Annotated in this window: 25 protein-coding genes and 1 riboswitch; of the genes, 17 read left to right on the top strand and 8 right to left on the bottom strand. The window is 68.5% G+C overall.

What is annotated here, in order from left to right:
* Window positions 1–13: 13 nt before the first annotated feature.
* From Dfulv_RS34675 to Dfulv_RS34650, 6 genes are all read right to left on the bottom strand, one after another.
* Complete coding sequence (locus Dfulv_RS34675) at window positions 14–847, bottom strand: amino acid ABC transporter ATP-binding protein (protein ID WP_259858038.1); 834 nt, start codon at window positions 845–847, stop codon at window positions 14–16.
* Window positions 834–1,493 carry an ectoine/hydroxyectoine ABC transporter permease subunit EhuD gene (ehuD, locus tag Dfulv_RS34670; protein WP_259858037.1) on the bottom strand — a complete coding sequence of 220 codons (660 nt, stop codon included), beginning with the start codon at window positions 1,491–1,493 and terminating at the stop codon, window positions 834–836. Before ehuD ends, Dfulv_RS34675 begins: the two co-directional genes overlap by 14 nt.
* Window positions 1,490–2,206 (bottom strand): ectoine/hydroxyectoine ABC transporter permease subunit EhuC, encoded by a 717-nt coding sequence (gene ehuC / locus Dfulv_RS34665; protein ID WP_259858036.1) that lies wholly within the window; start codon window positions 2,204–2,206, stop codon window positions 1,490–1,492. Before ehuC ends, ehuD begins: the two co-directional genes overlap by 4 nt.
* 39 nt (window positions 2,207–2,245) lie before the next feature.
* A complete protein-coding gene (locus Dfulv_RS34660) occupies window positions 2,246–2,923 on the bottom strand; it encodes a FadR/GntR family transcriptional regulator (RefSeq protein ID WP_259858035.1) in 678 nt (225 codons plus the stop codon).
* A 106-nt stretch (window positions 2,924–3,029) separates the two neighbouring features.
* On the bottom strand, window positions 3,030–3,521 hold the full coding sequence (locus tag Dfulv_RS34655; RefSeq protein ID WP_259858034.1) for an aldehyde dehydrogenase family protein: 492 nt from the start codon (window positions 3,519–3,521) through the stop codon (window positions 3,030–3,032).
* Window positions 3,522–3,558: 37 nt separating this feature from the next.
* On the bottom strand, window positions 3,559–4,401 hold the full coding sequence (locus Dfulv_RS34650) for a transporter substrate-binding domain-containing protein (protein ID WP_259858033.1): 843 nt from the start codon (window positions 4,399–4,401) through the stop codon (window positions 3,559–3,561).
* A 355-nt stretch (window positions 4,402–4,756) separates the two neighbouring features.
* On the opposite strand from Dfulv_RS34650, the gene Dfulv_RS34645 reads away from it, so the two are divergent.
* The 5 genes from Dfulv_RS34645 (at window position 4,757) to Dfulv_RS34625 (ending at window position 8,108) form a co-directional block, all read left to right on the top strand.
* Entirely contained in the window at window positions 4,757–4,906 is a 150-nt protein-coding gene (locus Dfulv_RS34645) for a tautomerase family protein (RefSeq protein ID WP_259858032.1), read from the top strand.
* 56 nt (window positions 4,907–4,962) lie between these two features.
* Window positions 4,963–5,121, top strand: coding sequence for a hypothetical protein (locus Dfulv_RS34640; RefSeq protein ID WP_259858031.1), 159 nt, complete (start codon window positions 4,963–4,965; stop codon window positions 5,119–5,121).
* Between the two features lie 19 nt (window positions 5,122–5,140).
* Window positions 5,141–6,769, top strand: a complete 1,629-nt coding sequence (gene pruA / locus Dfulv_RS34635) for an L-glutamate gamma-semialdehyde dehydrogenase (protein WP_259858030.1) — start codon at window positions 5,141–5,143, stop codon at window positions 6,767–6,769.
* Between the two features lie 127 nt (window positions 6,770–6,896).
* Complete coding sequence (locus Dfulv_RS34630; protein WP_259858029.1) at window positions 6,897–7,082, top strand: hypothetical protein; 186 nt, start codon at window positions 6,897–6,899, stop codon at window positions 7,080–7,082.
* A 183-nt stretch (window positions 7,083–7,265) separates the two neighbouring features.
* On the top strand, window positions 7,266–8,108 hold the full coding sequence (locus Dfulv_RS34625; RefSeq protein WP_406568039.1) for an SAM-dependent methyltransferase: 843 nt from the start codon (window positions 7,266–7,268) through the stop codon (window positions 8,106–8,108).
* Between the two features lie 214 nt (window positions 8,109–8,322).
* Here the strand turns inward: Dfulv_RS34625 and Dfulv_RS34620 are convergent, their stop codons facing one another.
* Together Dfulv_RS34620 and Dfulv_RS34615 are read right to left on the bottom strand one after the other, a co-directional pair.
* Complete coding sequence (locus Dfulv_RS34620) at window positions 8,323–8,637, bottom strand: DMT family transporter (RefSeq protein ID WP_259858027.1); 315 nt, start codon at window positions 8,635–8,637, stop codon at window positions 8,323–8,325.
* 10 nt (window positions 8,638–8,647) lie between these two features.
* Window positions 8,648–8,711, bottom strand: a riboswitch (guanidine-III (ykkC-III) riboswitch).
* Window positions 8,712–9,043: 332 nt separating this feature from the next.
* Window positions 9,044–9,253 carry a heavy-metal-associated domain-containing protein gene (locus Dfulv_RS34615; protein WP_259858026.1) on the bottom strand — a complete coding sequence of 70 codons (210 nt, stop codon included), beginning with the start codon at window positions 9,251–9,253 and terminating at the stop codon, window positions 9,044–9,046.
* A gap of 141 nt (window positions 9,254–9,394) precedes the next feature.
* Between Dfulv_RS34615 and Dfulv_RS34610 the strand changes: the two genes are divergently transcribed.
* From Dfulv_RS34610 to Dfulv_RS34555, 12 genes are all read left to right on the top strand, one after another.
* Window positions 9,395–9,934, top strand: a complete 540-nt coding sequence (locus Dfulv_RS34610; RefSeq protein ID WP_259858025.1) for an FAD-dependent oxidoreductase — start codon at window positions 9,395–9,397, stop codon at window positions 9,932–9,934.
* 171 nt (window positions 9,935–10,105) lie between these two features.
* Window positions 10,106–11,113 (top strand): hypothetical protein, encoded by a 1,008-nt coding sequence (locus Dfulv_RS34605; RefSeq protein ID WP_259858024.1) that lies wholly within the window; start codon window positions 10,106–10,108, stop codon window positions 11,111–11,113.
* A gap of 11 nt (window positions 11,114–11,124) precedes the next feature.
* A complete protein-coding gene (locus Dfulv_RS34600) occupies window positions 11,125–13,386 on the top strand; it encodes a heavy metal translocating P-type ATPase (protein ID WP_259858023.1) in 2,262 nt (753 codons plus the stop codon).
* 125 nt (window positions 13,387–13,511) lie between these two features.
* Window positions 13,512–13,958 carry a hypothetical protein gene (locus Dfulv_RS34595; RefSeq protein WP_259858022.1) on the top strand — a complete coding sequence of 149 codons (447 nt, stop codon included), beginning with the start codon at window positions 13,512–13,514 and terminating at the stop codon, window positions 13,956–13,958.
* Window positions 13,959–13,978: 20 nt separating this feature from the next.
* Window positions 13,979–15,175 carry a sulfite exporter TauE/SafE family protein gene (locus Dfulv_RS34590; RefSeq protein ID WP_259858021.1) on the top strand — a complete coding sequence of 399 codons (1,197 nt, stop codon included), beginning with the start codon at window positions 13,979–13,981 and terminating at the stop codon, window positions 15,173–15,175.
* 11 nt (window positions 15,176–15,186) lie between these two features.
* Complete coding sequence (locus tag Dfulv_RS34585) at window positions 15,187–15,426, top strand: heavy-metal-associated domain-containing protein (RefSeq protein WP_259858020.1); 240 nt, start codon at window positions 15,187–15,189, stop codon at window positions 15,424–15,426.
* Window positions 15,423–15,875, top strand: a complete 453-nt coding sequence (locus Dfulv_RS34580) for a DUF2752 domain-containing protein (RefSeq protein WP_259858019.1) — start codon at window positions 15,423–15,425, stop codon at window positions 15,873–15,875. The genes Dfulv_RS34585 and Dfulv_RS34580 overlap by 4 nt, the downstream gene beginning before the upstream one ends.
* Before the next feature lie 368 nt (window positions 15,876–16,243).
* Window positions 16,244–17,455 (top strand): CaiB/BaiF CoA transferase family protein, encoded by a 1,212-nt coding sequence (locus Dfulv_RS34575; RefSeq protein ID WP_259858018.1) that lies wholly within the window; start codon window positions 16,244–16,246, stop codon window positions 17,453–17,455.
* A gap of 8 nt (window positions 17,456–17,463) precedes the next feature.
* Complete coding sequence (locus Dfulv_RS34570; RefSeq protein WP_259858017.1) at window positions 17,464–18,390, top strand: hydroxymethylglutaryl-CoA lyase; 927 nt, start codon at window positions 17,464–17,466, stop codon at window positions 18,388–18,390.
* A gap of 116 nt (window positions 18,391–18,506) precedes the next feature.
* The gene (locus Dfulv_RS34565) at window positions 18,507–19,400 is read left to right on the top strand and encodes a branched-chain amino acid ABC transporter permease (RefSeq protein ID WP_259858016.1); all 894 of its coding nucleotides are present in this window, start codon (window positions 18,507–18,509) and stop codon (window positions 19,398–19,400) included.
* Between the two features lie 41 nt (window positions 19,401–19,441).
* Window positions 19,442–20,497, top strand: coding sequence for a branched-chain amino acid ABC transporter permease (locus tag Dfulv_RS34560; RefSeq protein WP_259858015.1), 1,056 nt, complete (start codon window positions 19,442–19,444; stop codon window positions 20,495–20,497).
* Window positions 20,498–20,556: 59 nt separating this feature from the next.
* On the top strand, window positions 20,557–21,780 hold the full coding sequence (locus tag Dfulv_RS34555) for an ABC transporter substrate-binding protein (protein WP_259858014.1): 1,224 nt from the start codon (window positions 20,557–20,559) through the stop codon (window positions 21,778–21,780).
* Window positions 21,781–21,812 lie beyond the last annotated feature (32 nt).

The raw sequence follows: 21,812 nt of genomic DNA, 5'->3' as shown, positions 1-21,812 counted from the left end.
CGGCTGTCTGTCCTCACCTCTCCACCACCGCGGAGAGGAATCGTCTGGTGCGTTCGTGGGTCGGCTCCCGCAGCACCTGCGCCGCCGGCCCGTCCTCAACCACCTGGCCCTCGTCGAACATCAGCACCCGGTCGACGCTGCGGGCGGCGAAGGACATCTCGTGGGTGACCATGAGGATGGTCAGGTCGCTGGACTGGCTGATGTCGCGGATGACCGCCAGTACCTCGCCGACCAGCTCCGGATCCAGCGCCGAGGTCACCTCGTCCAGCAACAACAGCCTCGGTTCCATGGCCAGCGCCCGGGCGATGGCTACCCGCTGCTGCTGCCCGCCGGACAGGTTCGCCGGCCAGGCGTCGTCGAAGCCGGACAGGCCCACCATCTCCAGCAGTTCCAGGGCCTTGGCCCTGGCCGCCTCCCGGCCGATCCCGCGGGAACGGATCGGTCCCTCGGTGATGTTGGCCAGCACGCGCATGTGTGGGAACAGGTTGAAGTGCTGGAAGACCATGCCCACGTGCCGCATGGTGCGGTCCCGGTCGCGAGCGTCGCTCCGGCGCCAGGGGCGCGGCCTGCGGTACGGCCAGACCTGCTGGCCGAACACGGCCACCTGGCCGGCGTCCGGCTCCTCCAGACCGGCCACGATCCGCAGCACGGTGGTCTTGCCGGACCCGCTGGGCCCGATCAGGGCGACCTTCTCGCCGGTCCGCACCGTCAGGCTCAGATCGTCAAGCACCAGGCGGGTGGAGAACGACTTCGAGACCGCCTGGAAGCGGACCGACTCGGGCTTCGGCTCGGCGGGCCGCGACGCGTCGCCCCTCCGGATAAGACCATTGATGTCAGGCTGCGCCACGGGCCAACCGCCTTTCCAATACGCGCAGGGCGAGTACGCAGGGGATGGTGATGACGATGAACGCCACCCCGGCCAGGGTGAGCGGTTCCAGGTAGCGGTAGCTCTCCGAGCCCAGGTCCAGCCCCGCGGTGAGCAGTTCGGTCACGGTGATGGTGGACAGCACGGGGGTGTACTTGAGCATGACGACGATGTTGTTGCCGAGCGCCGGCAGCACCGCGCGGAACACCTGGGGGATGACCACGTCGATCCAGTGCCACACGGGCGGCAGCCGCAGCACCTTGGCCGCCTCCCACTGCCCGCGGGGCAGGTTGACGATTCCCGCCCGGTACACCTCGGCCATGTAGGCACTGCCGTACAGGCCGAGGCTGAACACGCCGATGACGAACGGCCCGCCGCTGATCCCGATCGAGGGGAGCGCGTAGAAAAAGAAGAAGACCTGCACGACCAGCGGGGTACCGCGGACGAAATCGACGATCAGCCGAGCCAGGTGAGCCACCCCGGGCACCCCGCTGAGCACGAGAATGGCCCAGAACAGACCGGCGACGAGCGCGATCACGGAACCGAGCGCGGTGACCTCAGCGGTGATCAGCATGCCGCGCAGCAGATCCGGCAAGCACGACCAGGCGTACGACCAGCTCCAGTTCATCGGGCCTCAGCTCCCGCCCGTTGCGTGGCGCCGCGCCGCTTGTTGGCGCGCACCATGTCCGCGCGCCCACGGCCCGTCACCATGACCCGCTTCTCCAGAAGGCGGAAGGCGAACGCGATGGTCGACGAGAGCAGGTAGTAGATGACCAGCAAGAACCCGAAGACCAGCACGCTGTTGCCGATCTCGTAGCGCACGTCCTGGGCGCGGGCGGTCAGGTCATGGACGGAGATGAACGACAGGAGGGCGGTGAACTTGAGCAGCGCGATGCTGAGGTTCCCGAACGGCGGCACCATGGTCGGCACCGCCTGGGGGAGGATGACTCGCACCATCCTGCGCCAGCCCCGCAGCCCGAGTACGTGAGCCGCCTCCCACTGCCCGCGGGGCACCGACAGCAGCGAGCCACGGACGATCTCCGACGCGTAGCAGGCTTCGGTCACGCCGAGCACGACGACGCCGGTGAACATCGGGGATAGCGTCACGCCGAACTGCGGCATCACGTAGAACGCCCAGAAGAGCATCACCAGCGTGGCGGTGCCGCGGAAGGTCTCCACCACGCCGGTGCACAGCCAGCGGACGGGTGCTGGGCCGTAGGCGCGCCCGATGGCGAGCAGGAAGGCGAGCACCACCATGATCACCCACGCCATCGCGGTGACCTTCAGGGTGACCAGCAGGCCACCCCAGAGGTACGGCAGTTCCTCGATGAGGCGGTTCATCCGCGGCCGCCCAGGGTGGCGGCCGGCGGGCGGGTGGCGTCAGGACAGTCCGTCGATGCTGTCGTGGGTCTGCTGGAGATGCTTCTGCATGAGCGAGCGGGCCGCCTCGGCGTCGCGGCGTTCGATGGCCGCCGCGATCTGCAGGTGGTCCGAGGTGAGCGTGTGCGCGTCGTCGTCGGAGCGGTACCGGTCCCGCTGGCGAAGCTCCTCCAGCAGCCGCAACTGGTGGTTGATGAGCTGCTCGATGACGACGTGATGGGCGGCCGCGGCGATGGCGTTGTGGAACCGGATGGTGTCCGCCCAGGAACTGTGGTCCTTGGCCGCGTCCAGGATCTCCCGCATCTCCTCGTCGGTGTGCCGCAGGCAGGCCAGCTCCGCGGCCCGGGGTTCCAGCAGCGCGCGGGCGTCGAGGACCTCGTTGATCGTGATGACCTCGATGCTGTCGGTGAGGCTCCAGTCGGCCGAGCCGGTCGGCTGCACGTCACGCACCGCGCGACCCACACCGTGCCGGGTGACGATGATGCCCCGGGCCTCCAGGACGCGCAGCGCCTCCCGCAGACTGTTGCGGCTGACGCCGAGCTGCTCGGCGAGCTCCCGTTCAGGCGGAAGCGTCTGGCCGGGCTTGAGGATGCCGCTGTCGATGAGTTCCCGGATCTGGTGTTGAACCTCGTTGTGCAGTCGCTTGATGTTGATCCGGTTGAATACTCGGTCGGCCATGGCGACTGCCTTTCCGGACACGCGGACCAGACAGCGTGCCCCGTTTGCATACGATATCTGTTGATGTCAAGCCCGGATAGGGGGGCTCCGGCAACGGCGTTGGCCGTCATGACCGGCCAACCGTTGCGACCCGGGGCGGCGCCGCGTAGGCGATGACCTTGAGGTCGGTGCCGCCCGACCACCCGAGCGAGCCGCCGCCGACGATCCCCGGACCGCTGTGCCGCACCGCGCTGTGCGGCTGAGCCGGACCCACCACTCCATGGCTATTAAGCCACACCGTGCGCGCTTCTGGCCGCCTGGCCACTCGCCAGCCCTCGACTACGGCGGCGGCCTTGCCCTGCTCGGCGGTGGGCAGGTGGGCCAACTCCTCGGCGTGGCGGCGCAGGCGTTCCGCCGAGGCGCGCAGCGCTTCCCGGCGGGCCGGCTCGTCGCCGTGCCAGCCGAGAACCGCCCGCTCAGCACCACGTACCGCCGCGTCGAGCCGGTCATCGGAGTAGTCCGGCGCATGCCCGACCGCGGCACTGGTCGCCCGGTTGCACACGGTGAACCTGGTTGGTGACCCGGTCGGCCGGCCACCGATAGTCATCGCGAAGATCATCTGCTGGGTACCTTCCTGCCCGGCGGTGCGGACCGGACTAGCGGGCGGTGCAAGCCTGCTCGGCGGTGACGTCGATGGTGATCTTGGGATCGAACCCGTTGCTCTCGGAGATCGACTTGTACTTGCCGTTGTCCTTGATCGTCTTCAGCCCCCGGGAGAAGACGTCGATGAGCTCCTTGTCGTCCTTGCGGAAGGCGGCGCCGGCCGGCTGGAGCACCACGTCGGAGGCGGCGATGAAGGTGACCCCCTCGGCTGCGATGCCCTGCAGGGACTGGCCGCCCGCGAAGGCGGCGTCGATGCGTCCGGCGTTCACCGCGTCGATCAGGTCCCGGACGCTGGGGTAGAGCGAGATGGCCGACTCCGGCACGCCGAGCGCCTTGGCCTTGGCGTTGGTGGTACTGCCGCGCAGCAGCCCGAGTTTCAGGCCGCCCTTGCCGAACTGGCCGAGCGAGGTGAGCTGCTTCGGGTTCCCGTTGGGCACGGCGAGGCTGAACGTCTCGGTCTCCAGCGGGTCGGTGAAGGCGATCTGCTGGCAGCGTTCGGCGGTGATCTGCAGGCAGGCGCCGACCATGTCCCAGCGCTTGGCCTGGAGGCCGGAGATCAGATCGGAGTACGCGGACGCCACGATGTACGTCGGCTCGGGCCGACCCGCGGCGGTGAACGCCGCAGTGATCAACTGCGGACACACGCCGGTGCCCGCTCCGGTGCTCTTGTCCTGGCCGCTGTACGGCGGCTGTTCGACAATGCCCACCCTGACCGGCGCGGCCTTGTCGTTGGTGCCGCTTCCGCCGTCGGTCCCGCCGCACCCCACCGAAAGGCTCAGCGTCGCCACGAAGGTCAACGCCAGCCGGGTCTTCCTTGACCGCCAGAAATCTCTCACGTTTTCCTCCTGGAAGTTTTTCTGCGACCCCGGCATCTGGTTCGTCGTGGCACCGCGAACAGCTGGGCGAGGGCAGGATCGGCGGAGCCCCGCCGGGTGTCTCCGGCTCGACCGCCGGAGGACTGGAGATTTGCACTCGCCTGGAAGGATGTCAAGTGGGTGGAGGTCCAACCACTGGGTGTCTTGACAACCCGAGGACGCGACTTCTAGCGTCTGCCGGCAACTGGTCGATGACCGTGAGCGACGGTCTGGGCTATCTGGAGTACGACGAGATCAGCCAGTAACACCAGCAGAGCGAGGCGAAGGGGAGGAATCAGTGCCCGGGGTGAGGATCGAGATGTTCTCCGGTCGGACGATGACACAGAAGCGCGAGCTGGTCCGGCGGGTGACCGACGCGGTGGTCGATGCGCTCGGCGTCGACAAGGAGGGCGTCCGAGTGAAGATCATCGAAGAAGAGCGACACCACGTCGCGCACGGTGGCGTGCTCAGCAGCGAGCTGCCCTAGCCGATGCGCCCCGGCCACCTGGTGCTCGCCCCGCTGGTGAGACCGCCGCTGACCGGTTGATCGGCTCTGACGCCGGCTGGGCACGACATCCGGCCGGGCACGACATCCGGCGGGGCTTGGCCGCCTGGCGGCAGGCGCACGTGATCGACTACGCGCCGCCGTGCCCGGCCTGGCTCGATGCACTGCATGGCAAGACCGAGCGGCCGACCTACTGAGCCAGGGAGAACAACGTTCATGGATGCCTTGACGGCGGTACCTTCGCCGACCAACGAGCCCGTGCTCGACCACGCCTCGGGCAGTTCCGAGCGGGCCGACCTGGAGCGGCGCGTGGCGCAGTTGTGGAACGAGAAGCACGACCTGCCGCACTGGATCGGTGGTCGACAGGTCCTCGGTGGGCACTCCCGCACCGAGGTAACGGCGCCGTTCGAGCACCGGCACGCGCTCGGCGTGCTGGACGGCGCCACCGAGGCCGAGGCGCGGGCCGCCGTCGACGCGGCCAAGGCGGCGGCGCCGATGTGGCGCGGGTTGACCTTCGACGACCGCGCCGCGATCTTCCTCAAGGCCGCCGACCTGCTGAGCGGTCCGTGGCGGTCCACGCTCAACGCCGCCACCATGCTCGGCCAGGCCAAGACGGCGATCCAGGCCGAGATCGACGCGGCGTGCGAGCTGATCGACTTCTGGCGCTTCAACGTCCACTTCGCCCGCACGATCCTCGGCGAACAGCCGATGGTCAACGCCAAGGGGGTCTGGAACCGAAGTGACCACCGGCCGCTCGACGGGTTCGTCTATGCGATCACCCCGTTCAACTTCACGGCGATCGCCGGGAACCTCCCGACCGCACCGGCGCTGATGGGCAACACCGTAGTCTGGAAGCCGTCGCCGGCCCAGGCGCTCGCCGCCCATTTCACCATGGCGCTGCTGGAGGAGGCAGGACTCCCGCCCGGTGTCATCAATCTGGTGCACGGCGACGGTGTGGCGGTGTCGAATGTGGCGCTCGCCGACCAGGATCTCGCCGGTATCCACTTCACCGGCTCGACGGGCACCTTCCGCAAGCTCTGGCGGGCAGTCGGGGAGAACATCGCGAACTACCGCTCGTATCCGCGACTCGTCGGCGAGACCGGCGGCAAGGGCTTCATCCTGGCCCATCCGAGCGCGTCCGCGCGGGTGCTACGCACGGCGATGCTGCGCGGCGCCTTCGAGTACCAGGGCCAGAAATGCTCGGCGGCCTCGCGCGCGTACGTGCCGCGCAGCATCTGGAGCGGGCTGCGCGACGACGTCGTCGCGAGTACCGAGGCATTGACGATGGGACCAACGACGGACTTCGCCAACTTCATGTCCGCGGTGATCGACAGTCGGGCATTCGCCACCCACAAGGCCGCCATCGACCGTGCCCACGCCACAGCGTCGGTGCGGGTCCTCGCCGGCGGGACGTATGACGACAGCGTCGGCTACTACGTCCGGCCCACGTTGCTGGAGGTCGCAGACCCCGGCGACGAGTCGTTCACCACCGAGTACTTCGGCCCGATCCTCGCCGTGCACGTCTACCCGGACGACGAGTACGACAGCGTGGTCCGGCAACTGGAGTCGGTGACCGACTACGCGCTCACCGGCGCGGTCATTGCACAGGACCGAGCGGCGATCGCACGCGCCACCGAGACGCTTCGTTTTGCGGCCGGCAACTTCTACATCAACGACAAGCCCACCGGTGCGGTGGTCGGGCAGCAGCCGTTCGGCGGATCGCGCGCCTCGGGTACCAACGACAAGGCCGGTGCCGCGACCAATCTGCTGCGATGGACGTCGCCCCGGTCCATCAAGGAGACCTTTGTGCCACCCACGCACCATGGATACCCGCACATGGAGTGACCCGCAGCCCCGTATGAAGTCCTGCGATTTTTGATGAGTCGTTGCGGGTCGATGTCGTTGGCGGGCAAGACAATCGTGGTCATGCCTACTGCTGCACGGTCGACGGGTCCGCGTCGTGGTCCTGGTCGTGACGTGGATGCGTTGCGGGCTGGGTCGGCTGGGCCGGACCCCGCGGCTGTCCGACGAGCAGCTGGCCGAGCTGGAGACGGCATTGCTGGCCGGGTCGAAGGCCATCGGGTACGGCACCGACATGTGGACCCTGACCCGGGTCGCCGACAATCAGGCCCGAGCAGCACCACGAACGTCAGCATGAACGTCAGCACGGACACGCCGTGCGCCATGGATTCCGGCACTCGCGAACCGGCGGTGCCGATGTCCGGCCGGTTGACGCGGTGCGGAGCGGGCGGCGGGCCGTCGTCGACGGCCCGACACCGATATCATGCTGCCGTTCGCGGTAATGGCGGACGTCGATCGCGATAATGGGGGGCGCATGCGGATGAACGGCCCGAGCGGCGGCGAGCACAAGAGCGAGCAGAAGCCGGCCACTGCGGCCAGGATGTACGACTTCTACCTGGGCGGCGTGCACAACTTCCCGGCGGACCGGCAGGCAGCCCAGACGGTCGTCGACCAGTTCCCCGCCGTGCCCGCGGTGGCCCGCAACAACCGGGCCTTTCTGGGGCGCGCTGTGCGGTTCCTCGCCGAGGCCGGCATCCGGCAATTCCTGGACATCGGGTCGGGGATCCCGACGGCCGGTAACGTCCACGAGATCGCCCAGGCCGTCGCGCCCGACGCCAGGGTGGTCTACGTCGACATCGACCCGGTCGCCGTGGCCGAAAGCCTCGAAATCCTGCACGGCAACGACCGGGCCACGGCCATCCGCGGCGACCTGCGCGAGCCGCAGGCGATCCTCGACCATCCCGAGGTCCGCCGGATGCTCGACTTCACCACGCCGACAGCGCTGGTGCTGGCCGCCGTGCTGCACTTCGTCCCCGACGACACCGAGGCGTACGGGTTCGTCGACCGCCTCGCCGCGGTGTTGCCGGCGGGCAGCTATCTCGTCATCTCGCACGGCGCGGCGGAGACGTTCGCACTCAGCGACGATCGCACCGCGGCTGCCCGGGCGGTCTACACACAACGGACCACCACGGCGGGCAAACCGCGAACCCGTGCGCAGGTCGAGCTGTTCTTCGCCGGCCGCTGCCAACTGGTCGACCCCGGCGTGACCTGGGCACCCGATTGGCGACCGGCGACGGGGGATCCGGCGGACTTCGCCGGCGACACCCGCCGCAGCGGCATGTGGGCCGGGGTCGGCCAGTTCACGCCGATGCCCACGACCTGACAGCCGGCAACCTGATCAGCCTGGGAGCAGCAATCCTCCTGGCATTGGTGCGTTCCCCTGCATCAGGAACCCCTGGCCACCCAACTTGTCGGCATCCTGTTCGTCGTTCTCGGCATTGGCCGCCGCACAACGCGACGGCCAATGCCAACCGCGGGCCAGGGAACATGCCGTGCCGACTCCGGCTCGATCTCATCGGTTAGCGAACTCGTTGTGGTCAGTGAGCCAACTTCAGTCCGACAACACAGCCAATGAGGCCGAGCAGCAGTAGCAGCTTGACGGCGTTGACGGTTTCATCGCCCGTCACCATTCCGACGGCGACGGTCAGGACTGCGCCGATACCCACCCACACCGCATACGAAGTACCGATAGGCAGTGTGCGCATGGCGTAGGCGAGTCCTCCCATGCTTGCCACAAGACCGACAAGGAAGACGATCGTCGGCACTGGCCGGGAGAAACCTTCGCTTCGCCCGAGCGCAACCGCCCAGACTGCCTCAAGGATCCCGGATATGACCAAGGCAACCCATGCCATGACTGCTCCTCATGGCCGTCTTGTCGCGCCCCGGGTACGGCTCCCTCGTCCGGCGGTCGTCAACCGACCGTGTCCCAAGGATAGCAATGTCGTCCGGAGGGATCGCCGAGGTGGACGCAACCGCGAGCACGATAGATGATCTTTAAGTCGGTGGTCGTTTGAGTGCTACGTTCGGCCTCGACCGCCCCATCTGGGCGACGTCCCGGACGAGACAGCGCCGTATCCGGGCGGCGCCGTCGTGCGCGAGGTTCCGCAGCCGGCAACCGGCCCCGGCGCTCGAGGACCGCGCGGCCGCGCGATCCGGAAGATCTGGCGTGGCACGTCAGGGCGGGGCGGTGAAGGTGGATGGCCCGGATACGCCGTGCCGCCGGCGCTGAGGTCATCGTCCGGCGGCACGGCATGATGATCAGGCGAGCACGACCTGGTAGCCGGCCTCCTCGACAGCTTCGGTGACCGCCTCGTCGCTGACCGGTGCGGTGCTGGTCACCGTCACCTTGCCGGCCCTGACGTCGACGGCCACGTCGGTCACGCCGTCGATCTTGCCGACCTCGGCGGTCACCGAGCCGGCGCAGTGGTCGCAGGTCATTCCCTTGACCGTGTACGTGCTGGACGCCATGACGAATCTCCTTCTCGTGATCGTTCTTACGAGCACTGCCGATACCGGTACGGGGCAGGTGTATGCCAAGATACCCCCCGGGAGTATTGTTGTCACGGCCGGACCCAGCCGTGGTCGTTATGCAGCAAGGGGAGGACTGTCATGAGCACACCGCCGCGGGTGCTGGTCGTTGGTGCGGGGGCCGCGGGCAGTGCCGCCGCCGTCCGCCTGGCACGTGCTGGTGCCGTGGAGGTCATGGTGGTCGGCGCCGAACCGCGGATGCCCTACAACCGCACCACCGTGAACAAGGGTTTGCTGGCCGGTGCCGTCGCCGACGACGACATCACCCTGTCCGACTTGGACGAGCTACCGGTCCAATGGCTGCTGGGTCGTCGGGCGACCGCACTGGATGCCGTCAGGCGCAGCGTCAAGCTCGACGGCGGTGCGACGATCAACGCCGACGCGATTGTCCTGGCCACCGGTGCGCATCCCCGCACGCTGCCCGCGTCGGTCGCGCCTGCGATCGGCGACCGGGTGGTGAGCCTGCGCACAGCCGAAGACACGCATCGGCTACGGCATCTGCACCTACGTGCATACGACCAAGCTGACCATCGTCGGCTGGCCGCACCTTGGCGTCACCGAACATCCGGTACTCGGCAGCCCGGGCGACCCCCGCTTCGCCGTCGCACTGCTCGACGGTGACCAGCGTGTCGTCGCCGCAGTCGGCGTCGGCGGCGCCCGGGCCGTCAATCAACTGCGGCCGCTGATCGCGCGCCGCGCCCCGGCGGCCGACCTGCCGGCGTCGACCGTGACGTCGGCCGCGGCGCATCCGTCATCGCCTGCCCGAAAGGACCTGACATGCAGGGAGAACGCATGAAAACCCCGGTCAAGCTGACCCTCTACGTGCTGGGTCTGCTGACCGTCTTCGGTGCCGCCGCCGGTGTCGGCAGCGTCGTCGGTCCGAGCCAGGCCGCCCCACCGGCACACCGCGAAACCCACGCGGCCGACAGCGCTGGCGCGCACGGCGACGCTCAGGCAGACAGCGCCGCAGCGCACCTGCCAGGTGGGCTGCAGGTCACTCAGGACGGCTATCGGCTGACCCCGGTCACCGCCACGCTCGCGGTGGGCGACGCCCAGCCGTTTGCGTTCCGTGTGCTCGGCCCGGACGGCAACCCGGTCACCGACTACACGACCAGCCACGACAAGGACCTGCACCTGATCGTGGTGCGCCGTGACCTGTCGGGCTACCAGCACCTGCATCCGACCCTGCAGGCCGACGGTACATGGTCGGTGCCGCTGGCGGTGACCGCGCCCGGGCAGTACCGCGTCTTCGCCGACTTCCAGCCCGCCGCCCGCAAGGAGGGCCTCACCCTCGGCGTGGACGTGCCCGCGCCCGGTGACTACCAACCGCTGGCCTTGCCGGCGCCGGCGCGAACGGCCGAGGTCGACGGCTACACCGTCACCCTCACCGGCGACCTGGTCCCGGGCAGTTCGTCGAAACTGACCCTGTCGGTGAGCAAGCTCGGGACACCGGTCACCGATCTGGAGCCGTACCTGGGCGCCTACGGGCACCTGGTGGCACTGCGCGACGGTGACCTGGCCTACCTGCACGTGCACCCCGAGGGTGTGCCGGGCGACGGTCGTACGCCCGCCGGGCCGGACGTCACCTTCTACGCCGAAGTCCCCTCGGTCGGCGCCTATCGGCTGTACCTGGACTTCCAGCACGGCGGAACCGTCCGCACCGCCGCATTCACCGTCACCGCCGGACCGCGGTCGACGGCGAGCACAGCCGCTCCCACTGAGGTCGCCCCCGGCGGAGCCGACCCGACCGTATCGCCGAGCCCGTCCGGGCACGGCGACCCCGGCCACACTCACGGGTAAGGAGGAACACGATGGCATCGATCAAGACGCTGCCCACGTCCCCGCTCCGGATCGAACTGGAGATCGGCGGCATGACGTGCGCCTCCTGCGCCTCACGCATCGAGAAGAAGCTCAACCGCATGGACGGTGTCACCGCCACCGTCAACTACGCCACCGAGAAGGCCACCGTCACCGTCGACGGCGACGTCACCGCGCAGGACCTGATCGCCACGGTGGAGAAGACCGGCTACACCGCGGCCCTGCCCCGCCCACCCGAGCACACCGAAGACCCGACGCGGGACCCGGCCACCGACGAGCTCCGTGCGGTGCGGACACGGCTGTGGGTATCCGTAGCGCTCAGCATCCCCGTGGTCGTGCTGGCGATGGTGCCGGCGTGGCAGTTCACCTCCTGGCAGTGGCTGTCGCTGACCCTGGCCGCCCCGGTCGTCGTCTACGGCGGCCTGCCGTTCCACAGGGCCGCGTGGACGAACCTGCGCCACGGCGCCGCCACCATGGACACCCTCGTCTCCCTGGGCACGATCGCCGCGTTCGGCTGGTCGCTGTGGGCACTGTTCTTCGGCACCGCCGGACTGCCGGGCATGACACACCCGTTCAGCCTCGACATCGGCCGTACCGATGGCGCCGGAGCCATTTACCTCGAGGCAGCCGCAGGCGTGACCACATTCATCCTGGCCGGCCGCTACTTCGAGGCCCGCTCCAAGCGCCGCGCCGGTGCCGCACTGCGGGCACTGCTCGAGCTCGGCGCCAAGGACGTAGCCGTGCTCCGCGACGGCGGCGAGGTTCGCATCCCTGTGTCGCAGCTGACCGTCGGTGACCAGTTCGTCGTACGGCCCGGGGAGAAGATCGCCACCGACGGTGTCGTCGAGGACGGATCCTCCGCGGTGGACCAGAGCATGCTCACCGGCGAGAGCATGCCGGTCGAGGTCGGTCCCGGTGACGCCGTGGTCGGCGCGACCGTCAACGCCGGCGGCCGGCTGATCGTGCGCGCGACCCGGGTCGGGTCGGACACCCAGCTGGCGCAGATGGCCAAGCTGGTCGAGCAGGCACAGACCGGCAAGGCCGCCGTGCAGCGGCTGGCGGACCGGATCTCCGGGGTATTCGTGCCGATCGTCATCGCCCTGGCCGTGGCCGCATTGGGCTGGTGGGTCGGCACCGGCGCCGGGTGGACCGCCGCGTTCACCGCCGCCGTCGCCGTGCTCATCATCGCCTGCCCGTGCGCCCTCGGGCTGGCCACGCCGACCGCACTGCTGGTCGGCACCGGCCGCGGCGCCCAGCTCGGCATCCTCATCAAAGGCCCCGAGGTGCTCGAATCCACCCGCCGCGTCGACACCGTCGTGCTGGACAAGACCGGCACCGTCACGACCGGCCGGATGACCCTCGTCGACATCACACCCGCTGACGGGCAGGACCCGGACGAGCTGGTGCGTCTGGCCGCGGCGGTCGAGGCCGCCTCGGAACACCCGATCGCCCAAGCCATCGTCCGCGCCGGCGCCGACCTCGGCACGCTGCCCGCGGTGGCCGGCTTCGCCAACGTGGAGGGCCTTGGCGTACGCGGCGCCGTCGGCGACCGGGACGTCGTGGTCGGCCGGGTGCAGTTGCTGCGCCAGCACGGCCTCGACGTTCCCGACGAGGTCGAGCAGGCCGTGACCGCAGCCCAGGCTGCCGGGCGGACCGCGATCGTGGCCGGATGGGACGGCACCGCCCGCGGAGTCCTCGCCGTGGCCGACGTGGTCAAGCCGTCAAGCCGGCAGGCCATCGCCGCGCTGCGCCGCCTCGGCCTGTCCCCGGTCCTGTTGACCGGGGACAACACCACCGTCGCCCGCGCTGTGGCCACCGAGGTAGGCATCGACGACGTGATCGCCGAGGTGCTGCCCGCCGACAAGGTCGACGTGGTCAAACGCCTGCAGGCGGAAGGCAAGGTTGTCGCGATGGTCGGCGACGGCGTCAACGACGCCGCCGCGCTCGCCCAAGCCGACCTCGGCCTGGCCATGGGCACCGGCACTGATGTCGCCATCGAGGCCTCCGACCTCACCCTCGTCCGCGGCGACCTCATGGCCGCCGTCGACGCGATCCGGCTGTCCCGGCGCACCCTACGGATCATCAAGAGCAACCTGTTCTGGGCGTTCGCCTACAACGTCGCCGCCCTGCCCCTGGCGGCGGCCGGGATGCTCAACCCGATGATCGCTGGTGCCGCGATGGCGTTTTCCTCCGTGTTCGTGGTCGCCAACAGCCTGCGCCTGCGCCGATTCAGCACCGTCCAGACCATCCAGTAGGCCTACGACCGCCGTCCACGCCAAGAACACCGGCGTGGACGGCGGTGTTTCCGATCGCCCCGGGCCTGTCCGGTGGCATCTCACCGGCTGCCGTCCGGGGCCGACGTGGTCGTATGCTGTGCGCCGTGACACGCCTGGCCGCCGGTACCGCAGTCGCATGGCTGCGGCGTCCGGTGTTGCCGTTGGCCATCTTCGCGGCGCTTCTCGCTGCGCTGGCGCTCACCGTGGCCCCCGCCTGCGACGGCATGCCGGTCATCCAGGCGGGCGGCATGGTGACCAGCATGCCGATGGATGTGCCGCACCCCGCGCCGGGCGATTCCTCCGCAGGCCAGGTGGCTGACGGCGTACCGGTGCCCGTCGTACCGTGCCCGATGCTCGCGGCGGGCGCACCGTCCGGCCATGTGCAGACCTGTCAGCCAGCGCCGACCGTCGGCGCCAAGCTCGCCGTGGTGGCGCCGGCGGCTGCCGACGGCAGCGGCTACCCGATGCCGATCGCGACCGTGCCGCACGTCGGTGTGCCGCTGCTGCGGCATGCGGCATCGCTGCACGAACTCAGCCAGTTGCGCCTATAGGGGAGACCCATACCTCCGAAGTGATCTTGCTCGGAGGTGTCTCGTCACCCGGCCCACCGGCCGGCTGCTCGATGGGTTTCCTCTTCGCGAAAGGCGCTGTGTTGGTAAATCTTGCTGCTGTCCTGGCCACCGGGCTGTTCGCCGGTGGTGTGTCCTGCGCCGCCGTGCAAGGCGGCCTGCTCGCCGGTCTCGTGGCCCGGCAACGCCCGGTTCCCGCACCCGACACACCCGGCGTGCCGATCTCGACCACGAGCACGACTGGCCGAACGACGGCCCGTCCCGCCAACGCGGACGCCCCGGGCTCGGTGCGGGGCCGACTGGTCGACGACCTTGTTCCGGTCGGCGGATTTCTGGCCGGCAAGCTCGTCTCTCACACACTGCTGGGCGCGGCGCTCGGCGCCGTGGGCGCCGCGGTGCAACTGTCGGTCGGGCTACGCACCGTGGCACAGATCGTCGCCGGCGTCCTGATCGTCGTGTTCGGCCTGGCGCAGCTGGGGGTGCCCGGCTTTCGTGGCATCACGGTCACCCCACCGGCCTCGTGGGGCCGGTTCGTGCGCGGACGGGCCCGTTCGCAGTCCCTGTTCGCCCCTGCGGTGCTTGGCCTGGCCTCTGTGCTGATCCCGTGCGGGGTCACGCTGTCCGTGCAGGCCTTGGCCCTCACCTCCGGCTCACCCTGGGCGGGCGCGGCCACCATGGCGGTGTTCGTGGCCGGCACCGCACCGCTGTTCACGCTGCTCGGCTACGCCGCCCGCAAGGCCGCCACCGCCTGGCGAGGCCGGCTCGCCACCGCGACCGGTCTCGTCGTCCTGGCCGTCGGCGCGTACACGCTGAACGGCGGGCTCGAGCTGGCCGGCTCGCCCCTTGCGGCCAGCCGGGTCGCCGAGGCCGTCGGGCTCGGCCCCGAGCCCGTCACCACCTTCGCCCCGGCCGATGCCCCACCCGTCTCCACCGACGGCGGACGGCAGACCGTCATCGTCACCGCCCGCACCGGCTCCTACCGCCCAGCGAACCTGCAGATCGCCGCCGGCATACCCACCACGCTCATCATCCGCTCGGCCAACGCCGAGGGCTGCGTACGTTCGTTCATCATCCGCGACCGGCAGTACATCCTGCCCGTCCGTGGCGACACCAGCATCGATCTGGGCACCCTCACCTCTGGCCGGCTGCACTACAGCTGCGGCATGGGGATGTACACCGGCACCCTCACCATCGTCTGAAAGGCACCTCCGTGAACGGCACACCCACCACGGCCACCATCACCTTCCAGGTCGAGGGCATGCACTGCGGCAGCTGCGGCCTGCTCATCGACGACACCCTCGAAGACCTTCCCGGCGTCAGCGCCTCGGCCACCAACGTGCGCACCGGCCGTACCACCGTCACCCTCGACCCGGCCCGAGTCACCCCCGAACAGGTGATCGCGGCGATCGGACAGGCAGGCCACTACACCGCGCAGCGGGAGCAGTCATGAACACCGCGCCCACACTGCGGCGCCGTTCCGGCTGGGTGCGTTACATCCCGCTCTGGCTGCTGACGCTACCCGCCGGCTGGTTCGCCTATGTGCTGGCCTACAACCCGACCGATCGCGTCGCCGACCCCACCGGCCCATGCCTGTGGCACGCGGTCTTCGGTATCGACGGCCCGACCTGCGGCATCACCCGCATGACCTGGTACCTGCTGCACGGCGACCTCATCGACGCCGCCCGCATGCACCTTGCGGCGCTGCTGCTCGTGCCGATCGGCGCCTACGCATACCTGTGGTGGGCCGGCGGCTGGATCCTCGGCGTCCAGTTGCCGATGCTCCGCATCAGCACCAAACTCGCCATCGGCTACGCGGCATTCTTCCTGCTCTACGCAACAGTGCTGCGGAACCTGCCCTGGTCGCCGTTCACCTGGTTCTATGTTCCCAATCTGACCTGATACCGCTGTGGCCTGTCGGCCTCATCCGGGTCAAGGACCACCACGCCCTTGAGGTCCGGTTTCATTTTTGAAATCTCCTGCCGGCCGGGCTGGTCGGTGCCGGGTAGCCGGGGGTGTGGGGGTCATCGGCCGAACCTTCCCACCGCCGTCATCGCGACGATGACCGGTTCCTCACCGACGGTCCGGCACCACACCCTGGTGCCGACGTGTCCGGGCGGCGTCGAATGCCGCACCGACCAGCACCGGACCGATCCTCGTTGACCAGGCGTTCTCGGATTGTTCCTTATAGCGGAACAACGTTGCGGATACTGGATGCCGGATGTACCGTCAGCGATGTCGGAACGACCGGCGAAGCACGAAGGAGACCAGTGTCTGAATCGGCTGGTGGCGCACTCACCGGGCTCCGCGTCATCGAGATCGGCAACCTCGTCGCAGGGCCGTTCGCGGCGCGCTTGCTCGGCGACCATGGCGCAGACGTGATCAAGGTGGAGCTGCCTGGCGCGCCGGACCCCTTGCGCTCGTGGGGGCAATACCACCGGGCGGCACGTGGCTTCTTCTGGACGGTGCACGCCCGCAACAAGAGGTGCATAACGCTCGACGTTCGGCCGGAGCCGGGTCGACAACTCTTCCTGGATCTGGTGCAACGGGCGGACGTTGTCATCGAAAGCTTCCGACCCGGAACGCTCGAGCGCTGGAATCTCGGATACGACGAGCTCAAGCGGGCGAACCCCAAGGTCATCCTTGCGCGGGTCTCCGGCTACGGCCAAACCGGCCCCTTCGCACACCGTGTCGGGTATGCCAGCATCGCCGAGGCCCACGCCGGTCTGCGCTACATCAACGGCTACCCCGACCAGCCACCGATCCGCATGGCGTTGTCCATCGGGGATTCGGTGGCGGGCATGTTCGCCGCCCACGGAATCCTCGCCGCATTGCATGCGCGGAGCCGAACGGGCGAAGGACAGGTGGTCGACGTGGCGCTCACCGACGCGTGCCTGGCGCTGACCGAGTCGATGATTCCGGACTACGACCAGGGTGCCGTCATCCGCCAGCCGGGCGGCACCCGCCTCGACAAGAATGCCCCCTCGAACATCTACCAGGCGGCCAACGGGCAATGGGTAGTCATTGCCGCCAACCAGGATTCACTGTTCCGCCGGCTGTGTGCGGCGATGGGCTCGCCCGAGCTCGCGGACGATGAACGGTTCGCCACCCACACCGCGCGGGGCGAGAACCAGGACGAGCTCGATGAGCTCATCGCGGGCTGGGCGCGAGGACACGAGCCGGCCGAACTGGTGAAGACCCTGGACGAGGTGGGTGTTGCGTGCGCCCTCATGGCAACGGCGGCCGATGTGGTTGCCGACCCGCAGTTTCACGCGCGCGAGATGGTTGTCCCGCACCATGACGAAGAGTTCGATGTGGACGTTCTGGGCCCTGGTGTCGTTCCGAAGCTCTCCGCTACAGCGGGTGTCGTGCGCTGGGCCGGCCCGCCGGCACCTGGCTCGCACAATGACGAGGTTTTCGGTGTGCTCCTGGGCCTTACGCCGGAACGTGTTGCGCGTTTGGTCGCGCAGCGCGTGATCTGAGGAGAGCCATGCATTGGTCAGATCTGCGAGCGGTCCGGCTCGACGTGCGGGAGGTCGGCCTTCGAGACGGTCTGCAGATTGAATCGCCCGTTCCGCTTGAGGCAAAGCTGCGACTGGTTGAGGCGATCGTCGCCACGGGAATTCGCCGCGTCGAAGTGACGTCGTTCGTGTCGCCACGCGCCGTGCCGGCGCTCGCCGACGCGGCGCAGCTCGCCGAGCACCTGAATCGCTGGCCCGACATTCATTGGTCGGCGCTGATCGCCAACCCTCGCGGAGCTCAACGTAGCATTGCGGCGGGCATCGCCAACGTCGAGTATGTCATCTCCGCATCGGACGGTCACAGCATCGCGAATGCGGGGAAGAAGACGAGTGAAGCCCTCGCGGCCACGAGCGAGGTATGTGAGCAAATCCATGAGGCCGGCGGAACCGTCGAGGTCATCGTCGCCACCGCGTGGGACTGCCCGTTCGACGGGCCGACACCCCCGCAGCGCCTCATCGACATCGTGGCCGCCGCTGTCGGCGCCGGCGCAGACGCGATCAGTCTGGCGGACACCATCGGCACCGTGACACCGGCCCGGCTCGCAGCAGCGGTATCGGATGTCGGCCGACTTGTCCGGCCCGACCAGATTGGATTGCACCTGCATGACACCCGGGGGAGCGGTCAAGTGAACGTGCTGGCCGGGGTGCTGGCGGGTGTCCGGAAGTTCGATGCGTCCGTCGGCGGGCTAGGCGGGTGTCCGTTCGCTCCAGGCGCCAGCGGGAACATCGCCACGGAGGAGTTGGCGTACTGGACGCAGGGCTCGCCAATAGACAGTGGTATCGACGTCGATCGTGCGGTCGAGGCAGCCGCGGTGGCCCAGGACGTCGTCGGGCACCCGCTGCTCGGTTCGCTGCTACGCGCCGGCGGTAGAAGTCGACCGCGACCTCGATCGTGAGGAGGAGCCGGGCTGCACATTCCGGGTGCTGTTCGTGGGCGACGGTTGCGTCTAGGCAAGTTCTGCACAATGGGATATCGTTCGGTTCTCCGGAACAACGGTAGGAGGTGTGCAACATGCAACTAGTGCAGGCGTTGGCGGGTGGCCTGTTCGTGGGCGCCATCTACGCCTTGATCGCGAGCGGCTACGTCCTGGTCTATCGCACCGCGCGGACGCTGAACTTCTCCCAGGGCGCCCTCCTGCTGCTCGGCGGATACGTGACCTACGCCCTCACCCGCGAGCCGTTCAATCAACCGTTTGCCGCCGCATTGGTCGAGGCGGCGGTGGTGGTCGCGGCGGTCGGCTGGATCCTCTACCGGGTCATCGCCGTGCCGCTGTACAACTCGGGCGTCTACGCCGTCATCATGGCCACCTTCGGCGCCGATGTGGCGATTCGCGCCGGCATATCGAGCAACAGCGACTGGTCACTGCATACCGTAGCGATCACCCATGATCTTTCCGGATCGGTCAATATCGGTGGCACGTACGTTGCGACGGCTTCCATCGTCTCCGTTATCGTCGTCGGCGCCGTCCTCGCCGCACTGGGTGCTGCCGTCCGGTGGACGCGATGGGGCCTCTTCATGCGTGCTGCCGCCTCGGATGTCGAGGCGGCTGAGGCACAGGGAATCTCAGTGCGCCGCAACCTGGCCATCGCGTGGGTGGTCGCAGGAGGATTCGCCGCGATCGCCGGGGTGCTCGTGTCGACCGGCGCCGGCCATGCCCTGAGCCAGGAGAACTACGGCTGGGCGCTGCGTGCCTTTCCGGCGGTCGTGCTCGGCGGTGTCGACTCGCTGTCCGGTGCGGTAGTCGGCGGCCTCGTCATCGGTCTGGCGGAATCTCTTACGGCGTCGTACCAACCGGATTCGTTCGGCACAGGGTTCGACCTGATCGTGCCATACCTCATCATGATCGTCGTTTTGATCATCCGGCCCGAGGGTCTGCTCGGTCGTAGAGAGGTTGTGCGGGTGTGACCAGGCCAGCCGTGTCGTCGAGTGAGTCCCGCGGTGCCGAGGTGCCAGCGCTCGAGCCGACTTCGGTCAACGCACGGACTTCGCGTGGCCGGTCAGGCGCACCGCTCACCGGCTGGCTGTCACTGGCGGTCGCGTTGGCGGTGGTCGCCACAACGGCGAACGACACCGTGTTGCGAACGGCGACGACGGTGGCCATGTTCGCGATCGCGGCGCATGGACTCAACGTCCTGTTCGGCTACTGCCGGGTCATCTCACTCGGTGCCTCGGCGTTCGTCGGTGTGGGCGCGTACTCCTGTGCCTACCTCAGTGGCCGGCAGGGTGTCCCATTCGTCTTCGCGGTGTTGCTGGCTATGGCTTGCTCCGCAGTGCTCGGCCTGGTCATCGCACCGATAGCCGCGCGTCTCAAAGGCTTCTATCTCGGTCTGGCCACGCTCGGCCTCGTCTTTGTCATGCAATACGTGTTCACGAACTGGGCGTCTGTCACCGGAGGTGTCTCAGGCACGCAGCCCGGTCCGCGCGAGATCGGCGGGCTTTCGTTGGACACTCCGTTGCGGTACTTTGTGTTCACCGCCGTTGCGCTGCTGCTCGTGACCGCTGTGACCACCAACCTTTCTCGCTCTCGCTCCGGGCGAGCGATGCGCGTGTTGGCGAACTCGCCGACGACCGCCCGGGTGCTCGGTGTCTCGCCGTCGCGCTACCGGACCTACGCGTTTGTGTACTCGTCCGCCCTCGCCGGGCTCACGGGGGCACTGTTGGTAGGACATCAGGGACACGTCGGCTACGAACAGTTCGGCCTCACGATCTCGGTGCAGCTGATCGCGGCCGTTGTGATCGGCGGACTCGGCTCCAGCCTCGGCGCGGTCGTCGGAACGGCGATCGTGTATGGCATCTCAGAGATCATTCTTGCGTTTGGCGAGCATCTGCCGCTTGTGTCCGCCTCCGGGGCCGGCGATGGGCTGGCTCCGAGCGCGGCAGCTGACCTCGTCTACGGCCTGCTACTCATCGTCGTGCTCACGTTTGAACCGCAGGGTCTCGTCGGCCTTGTCCGCCGCTTCCCACGGCCTATCTGTCGAGCCCGATCCCGGGCGGTTTCGTAAGTCAGGAGGAACATATGAGGCTCCCCAGACTGTCCGGCGGCGGCCTAGCGATAGCTGTCGTGGCGACACTCACCGCAGCCTGCTCCGGTGCGACCGAGGCGGGAAGCAACACTGTCGACACCGCCAGTGCGGCTTGCCGGTCCAGCACCGGCGTCACCGCCGACACCATCAAGCTCGGTGTGCTCACCGCGCTGTCCGGTCCCTATGCCTCTGCCGGCGTGAACATCTCACAGGTCAACCAGGCCTTCTGGGCCTACGTGAACGACCACGGCGGTATCGACGGACGCAAGGTGGAACTCGAGATCCGCGACCACCAGTTCAATGCTCAGCAAGCAATCCAGCAGTACAAGAACATCGCCGGAGACGTGTTCGCCGTCGCCAGTTCCCTGGGCTCACCAGCGAACAACGCGCTCGGTCCGCAGGCCGCGAAGGATTGCGTGGTAGTCATGTCACCGGGAGGCGGGACATCCGCGACGACGCCGACGGTCTTCGCCACATACACGCCGTACGAGTACGAGGCAATCAACATGCTCGACTGGTACCGCAAACAGCCCGGCAACGAGAAGGCCCGGGTCGCCGTTGTCTACCAGGACGACGCGCTCGGCAAGCCGGCCCTCGCTGCGATACAGTACGCGGCCCCGAAGCTCGGACTGGAGCTCGTCGCGACAGTCCCGCTCACCGGCACCGAGCAGAACTTCTCCGGCCAGGTCGCGAAACTGCAGGCAGCGCGCCCGGACGTCATCTACGTCGCCGCGACCTACATTGCGGCGAACGGCATCGTGGGCCAGGCCGATAGCACGGGCAACACCGACTGGGAGTACCTGGTGCACGGGTCGGCGGTGTCGAACGACTATCTCAAGCTGCCCACCGCGAAGACGTTCGAAACCCGGGTGTTCGCAGTGGACACTGTGCCCGTCTACGCCAGCGGCCTGCCAGGGGCGAAGACCGCCGGAGACATCATCCACGCCGCGTTCCCGACGCTCGCACTGGGCGATATCGCGGGGTTGACCGCCTGGGTCGGCCTGGACGAGTTGTACCAGGCCCTCCAGGCGGCATCGAAGGCCAACAAACTCACCCGCGAAGGGTTGCTAGAGACGGTCCGGACGCTCAAAGTCCGGTCGGACGTGGTGCCGACCGACTACGCGTTCGGTTCCATTCCCGGCATCCCCAACGCCCCCTACGGCGCGTCAGGCGTGATGCAGCTGTCATCGTCCACGCCGGGTGGCTGGAGGATCCTTGCCCCGTTCGAACAGTCGCCGGTCGCTGACGGGTTCAGGCCCTGAACGCACCGTCGGGTGCGAATGAGGCCGAAATG

The sequence above is a fragment of the Dactylosporangium fulvum genome (assembly GCF_025137375.1).
Lineage (GTDB): Bacteria > Actinomycetota > Actinomycetes > Mycobacteriales > Micromonosporaceae > Dactylosporangium > Dactylosporangium fulvum.
This window is presented reverse-complemented; position numbering and strand designations above follow the sequence as displayed.

Excerpts from the sequence above, each read along its gene's own strand:
- Dfulv_RS34600 (WP_259858023.1), top strand. The coding sequence starts at position 11,125 with ATGGCATCGATCAAGACGCTGCCCACGTCCCCGCTCCGGATCGAACTG.
- Dfulv_RS34660 (WP_259858035.1), bottom strand. The coding sequence starts at position 2,923 with ATGGCCGACCGAGTATTCAACCGGATCAACATCAAGCGACTGCACAAC.
- ehuD (WP_259858037.1), bottom strand. The coding sequence starts at position 1,493 with ATGAACTGGAGCTGGTCGTACGCCTGGTCGTGCTTGCCGGATCTGCTG.
- Dfulv_RS34625 (WP_406568039.1), top strand. The coding sequence starts at position 7,266 with ATGAACGGCCCGAGCGGCGGCGAGCACAAGAGCGAGCAGAAGCCGGCC.
- Dfulv_RS34570 (WP_259858017.1), top strand. The coding sequence starts at position 17,464 with ATGCATTGGTCAGATCTGCGAGCGGTCCGGCTCGACGTGCGGGAGGTC.
- Dfulv_RS34615 (WP_259858026.1), bottom strand. The coding sequence starts at position 9,253 with ATGGCGTCCAGCACGTACACGGTCAAGGGAATGACCTGCGACCACTGC.
- Dfulv_RS34610 (WP_259858025.1), top strand. The coding sequence starts at position 9,395 with ATGAGCACACCGCCGCGGGTGCTGGTCGTTGGTGCGGGGGCCGCGGGC.
- Dfulv_RS34655 (WP_259858034.1), bottom strand. The coding sequence starts at position 3,521 with ATGATCTTCGCGATGACTATCGGTGGCCGGCCGACCGGGTCACCAACC.
- Dfulv_RS34605 (WP_259858024.1), top strand. The coding sequence starts at position 10,106 with ATGAAAACCCCGGTCAAGCTGACCCTCTACGTGCTGGGTCTGCTGACC.
- Dfulv_RS34620 (WP_259858027.1), bottom strand. The coding sequence starts at position 8,637 with ATGGCATGGGTTGCCTTGGTCATATCCGGGATCCTTGAGGCAGTCTGG.
- ehuC (WP_259858036.1), bottom strand. The coding sequence starts at position 2,206 with ATGAACCGCCTCATCGAGGAACTGCCGTACCTCTGGGGTGGCCTGCTG.
- pruA (WP_259858030.1), top strand. The coding sequence starts at position 5,141 with ATGGATGCCTTGACGGCGGTACCTTCGCCGACCAACGAGCCCGTGCTC.
- Dfulv_RS34580 (WP_259858019.1), top strand. The coding sequence starts at position 15,423 with ATGAACACCGCGCCCACACTGCGGCGCCGTTCCGGCTGGGTGCGTTAC.
- Dfulv_RS34565 (WP_259858016.1), top strand. The coding sequence starts at position 18,507 with ATGCAACTAGTGCAGGCGTTGGCGGGTGGCCTGTTCGTGGGCGCCATC.
- Dfulv_RS34645 (WP_259858032.1), top strand. The coding sequence starts at position 4,757 with ATGACACAGAAGCGCGAGCTGGTCCGGCGGGTGACCGACGCGGTGGTC.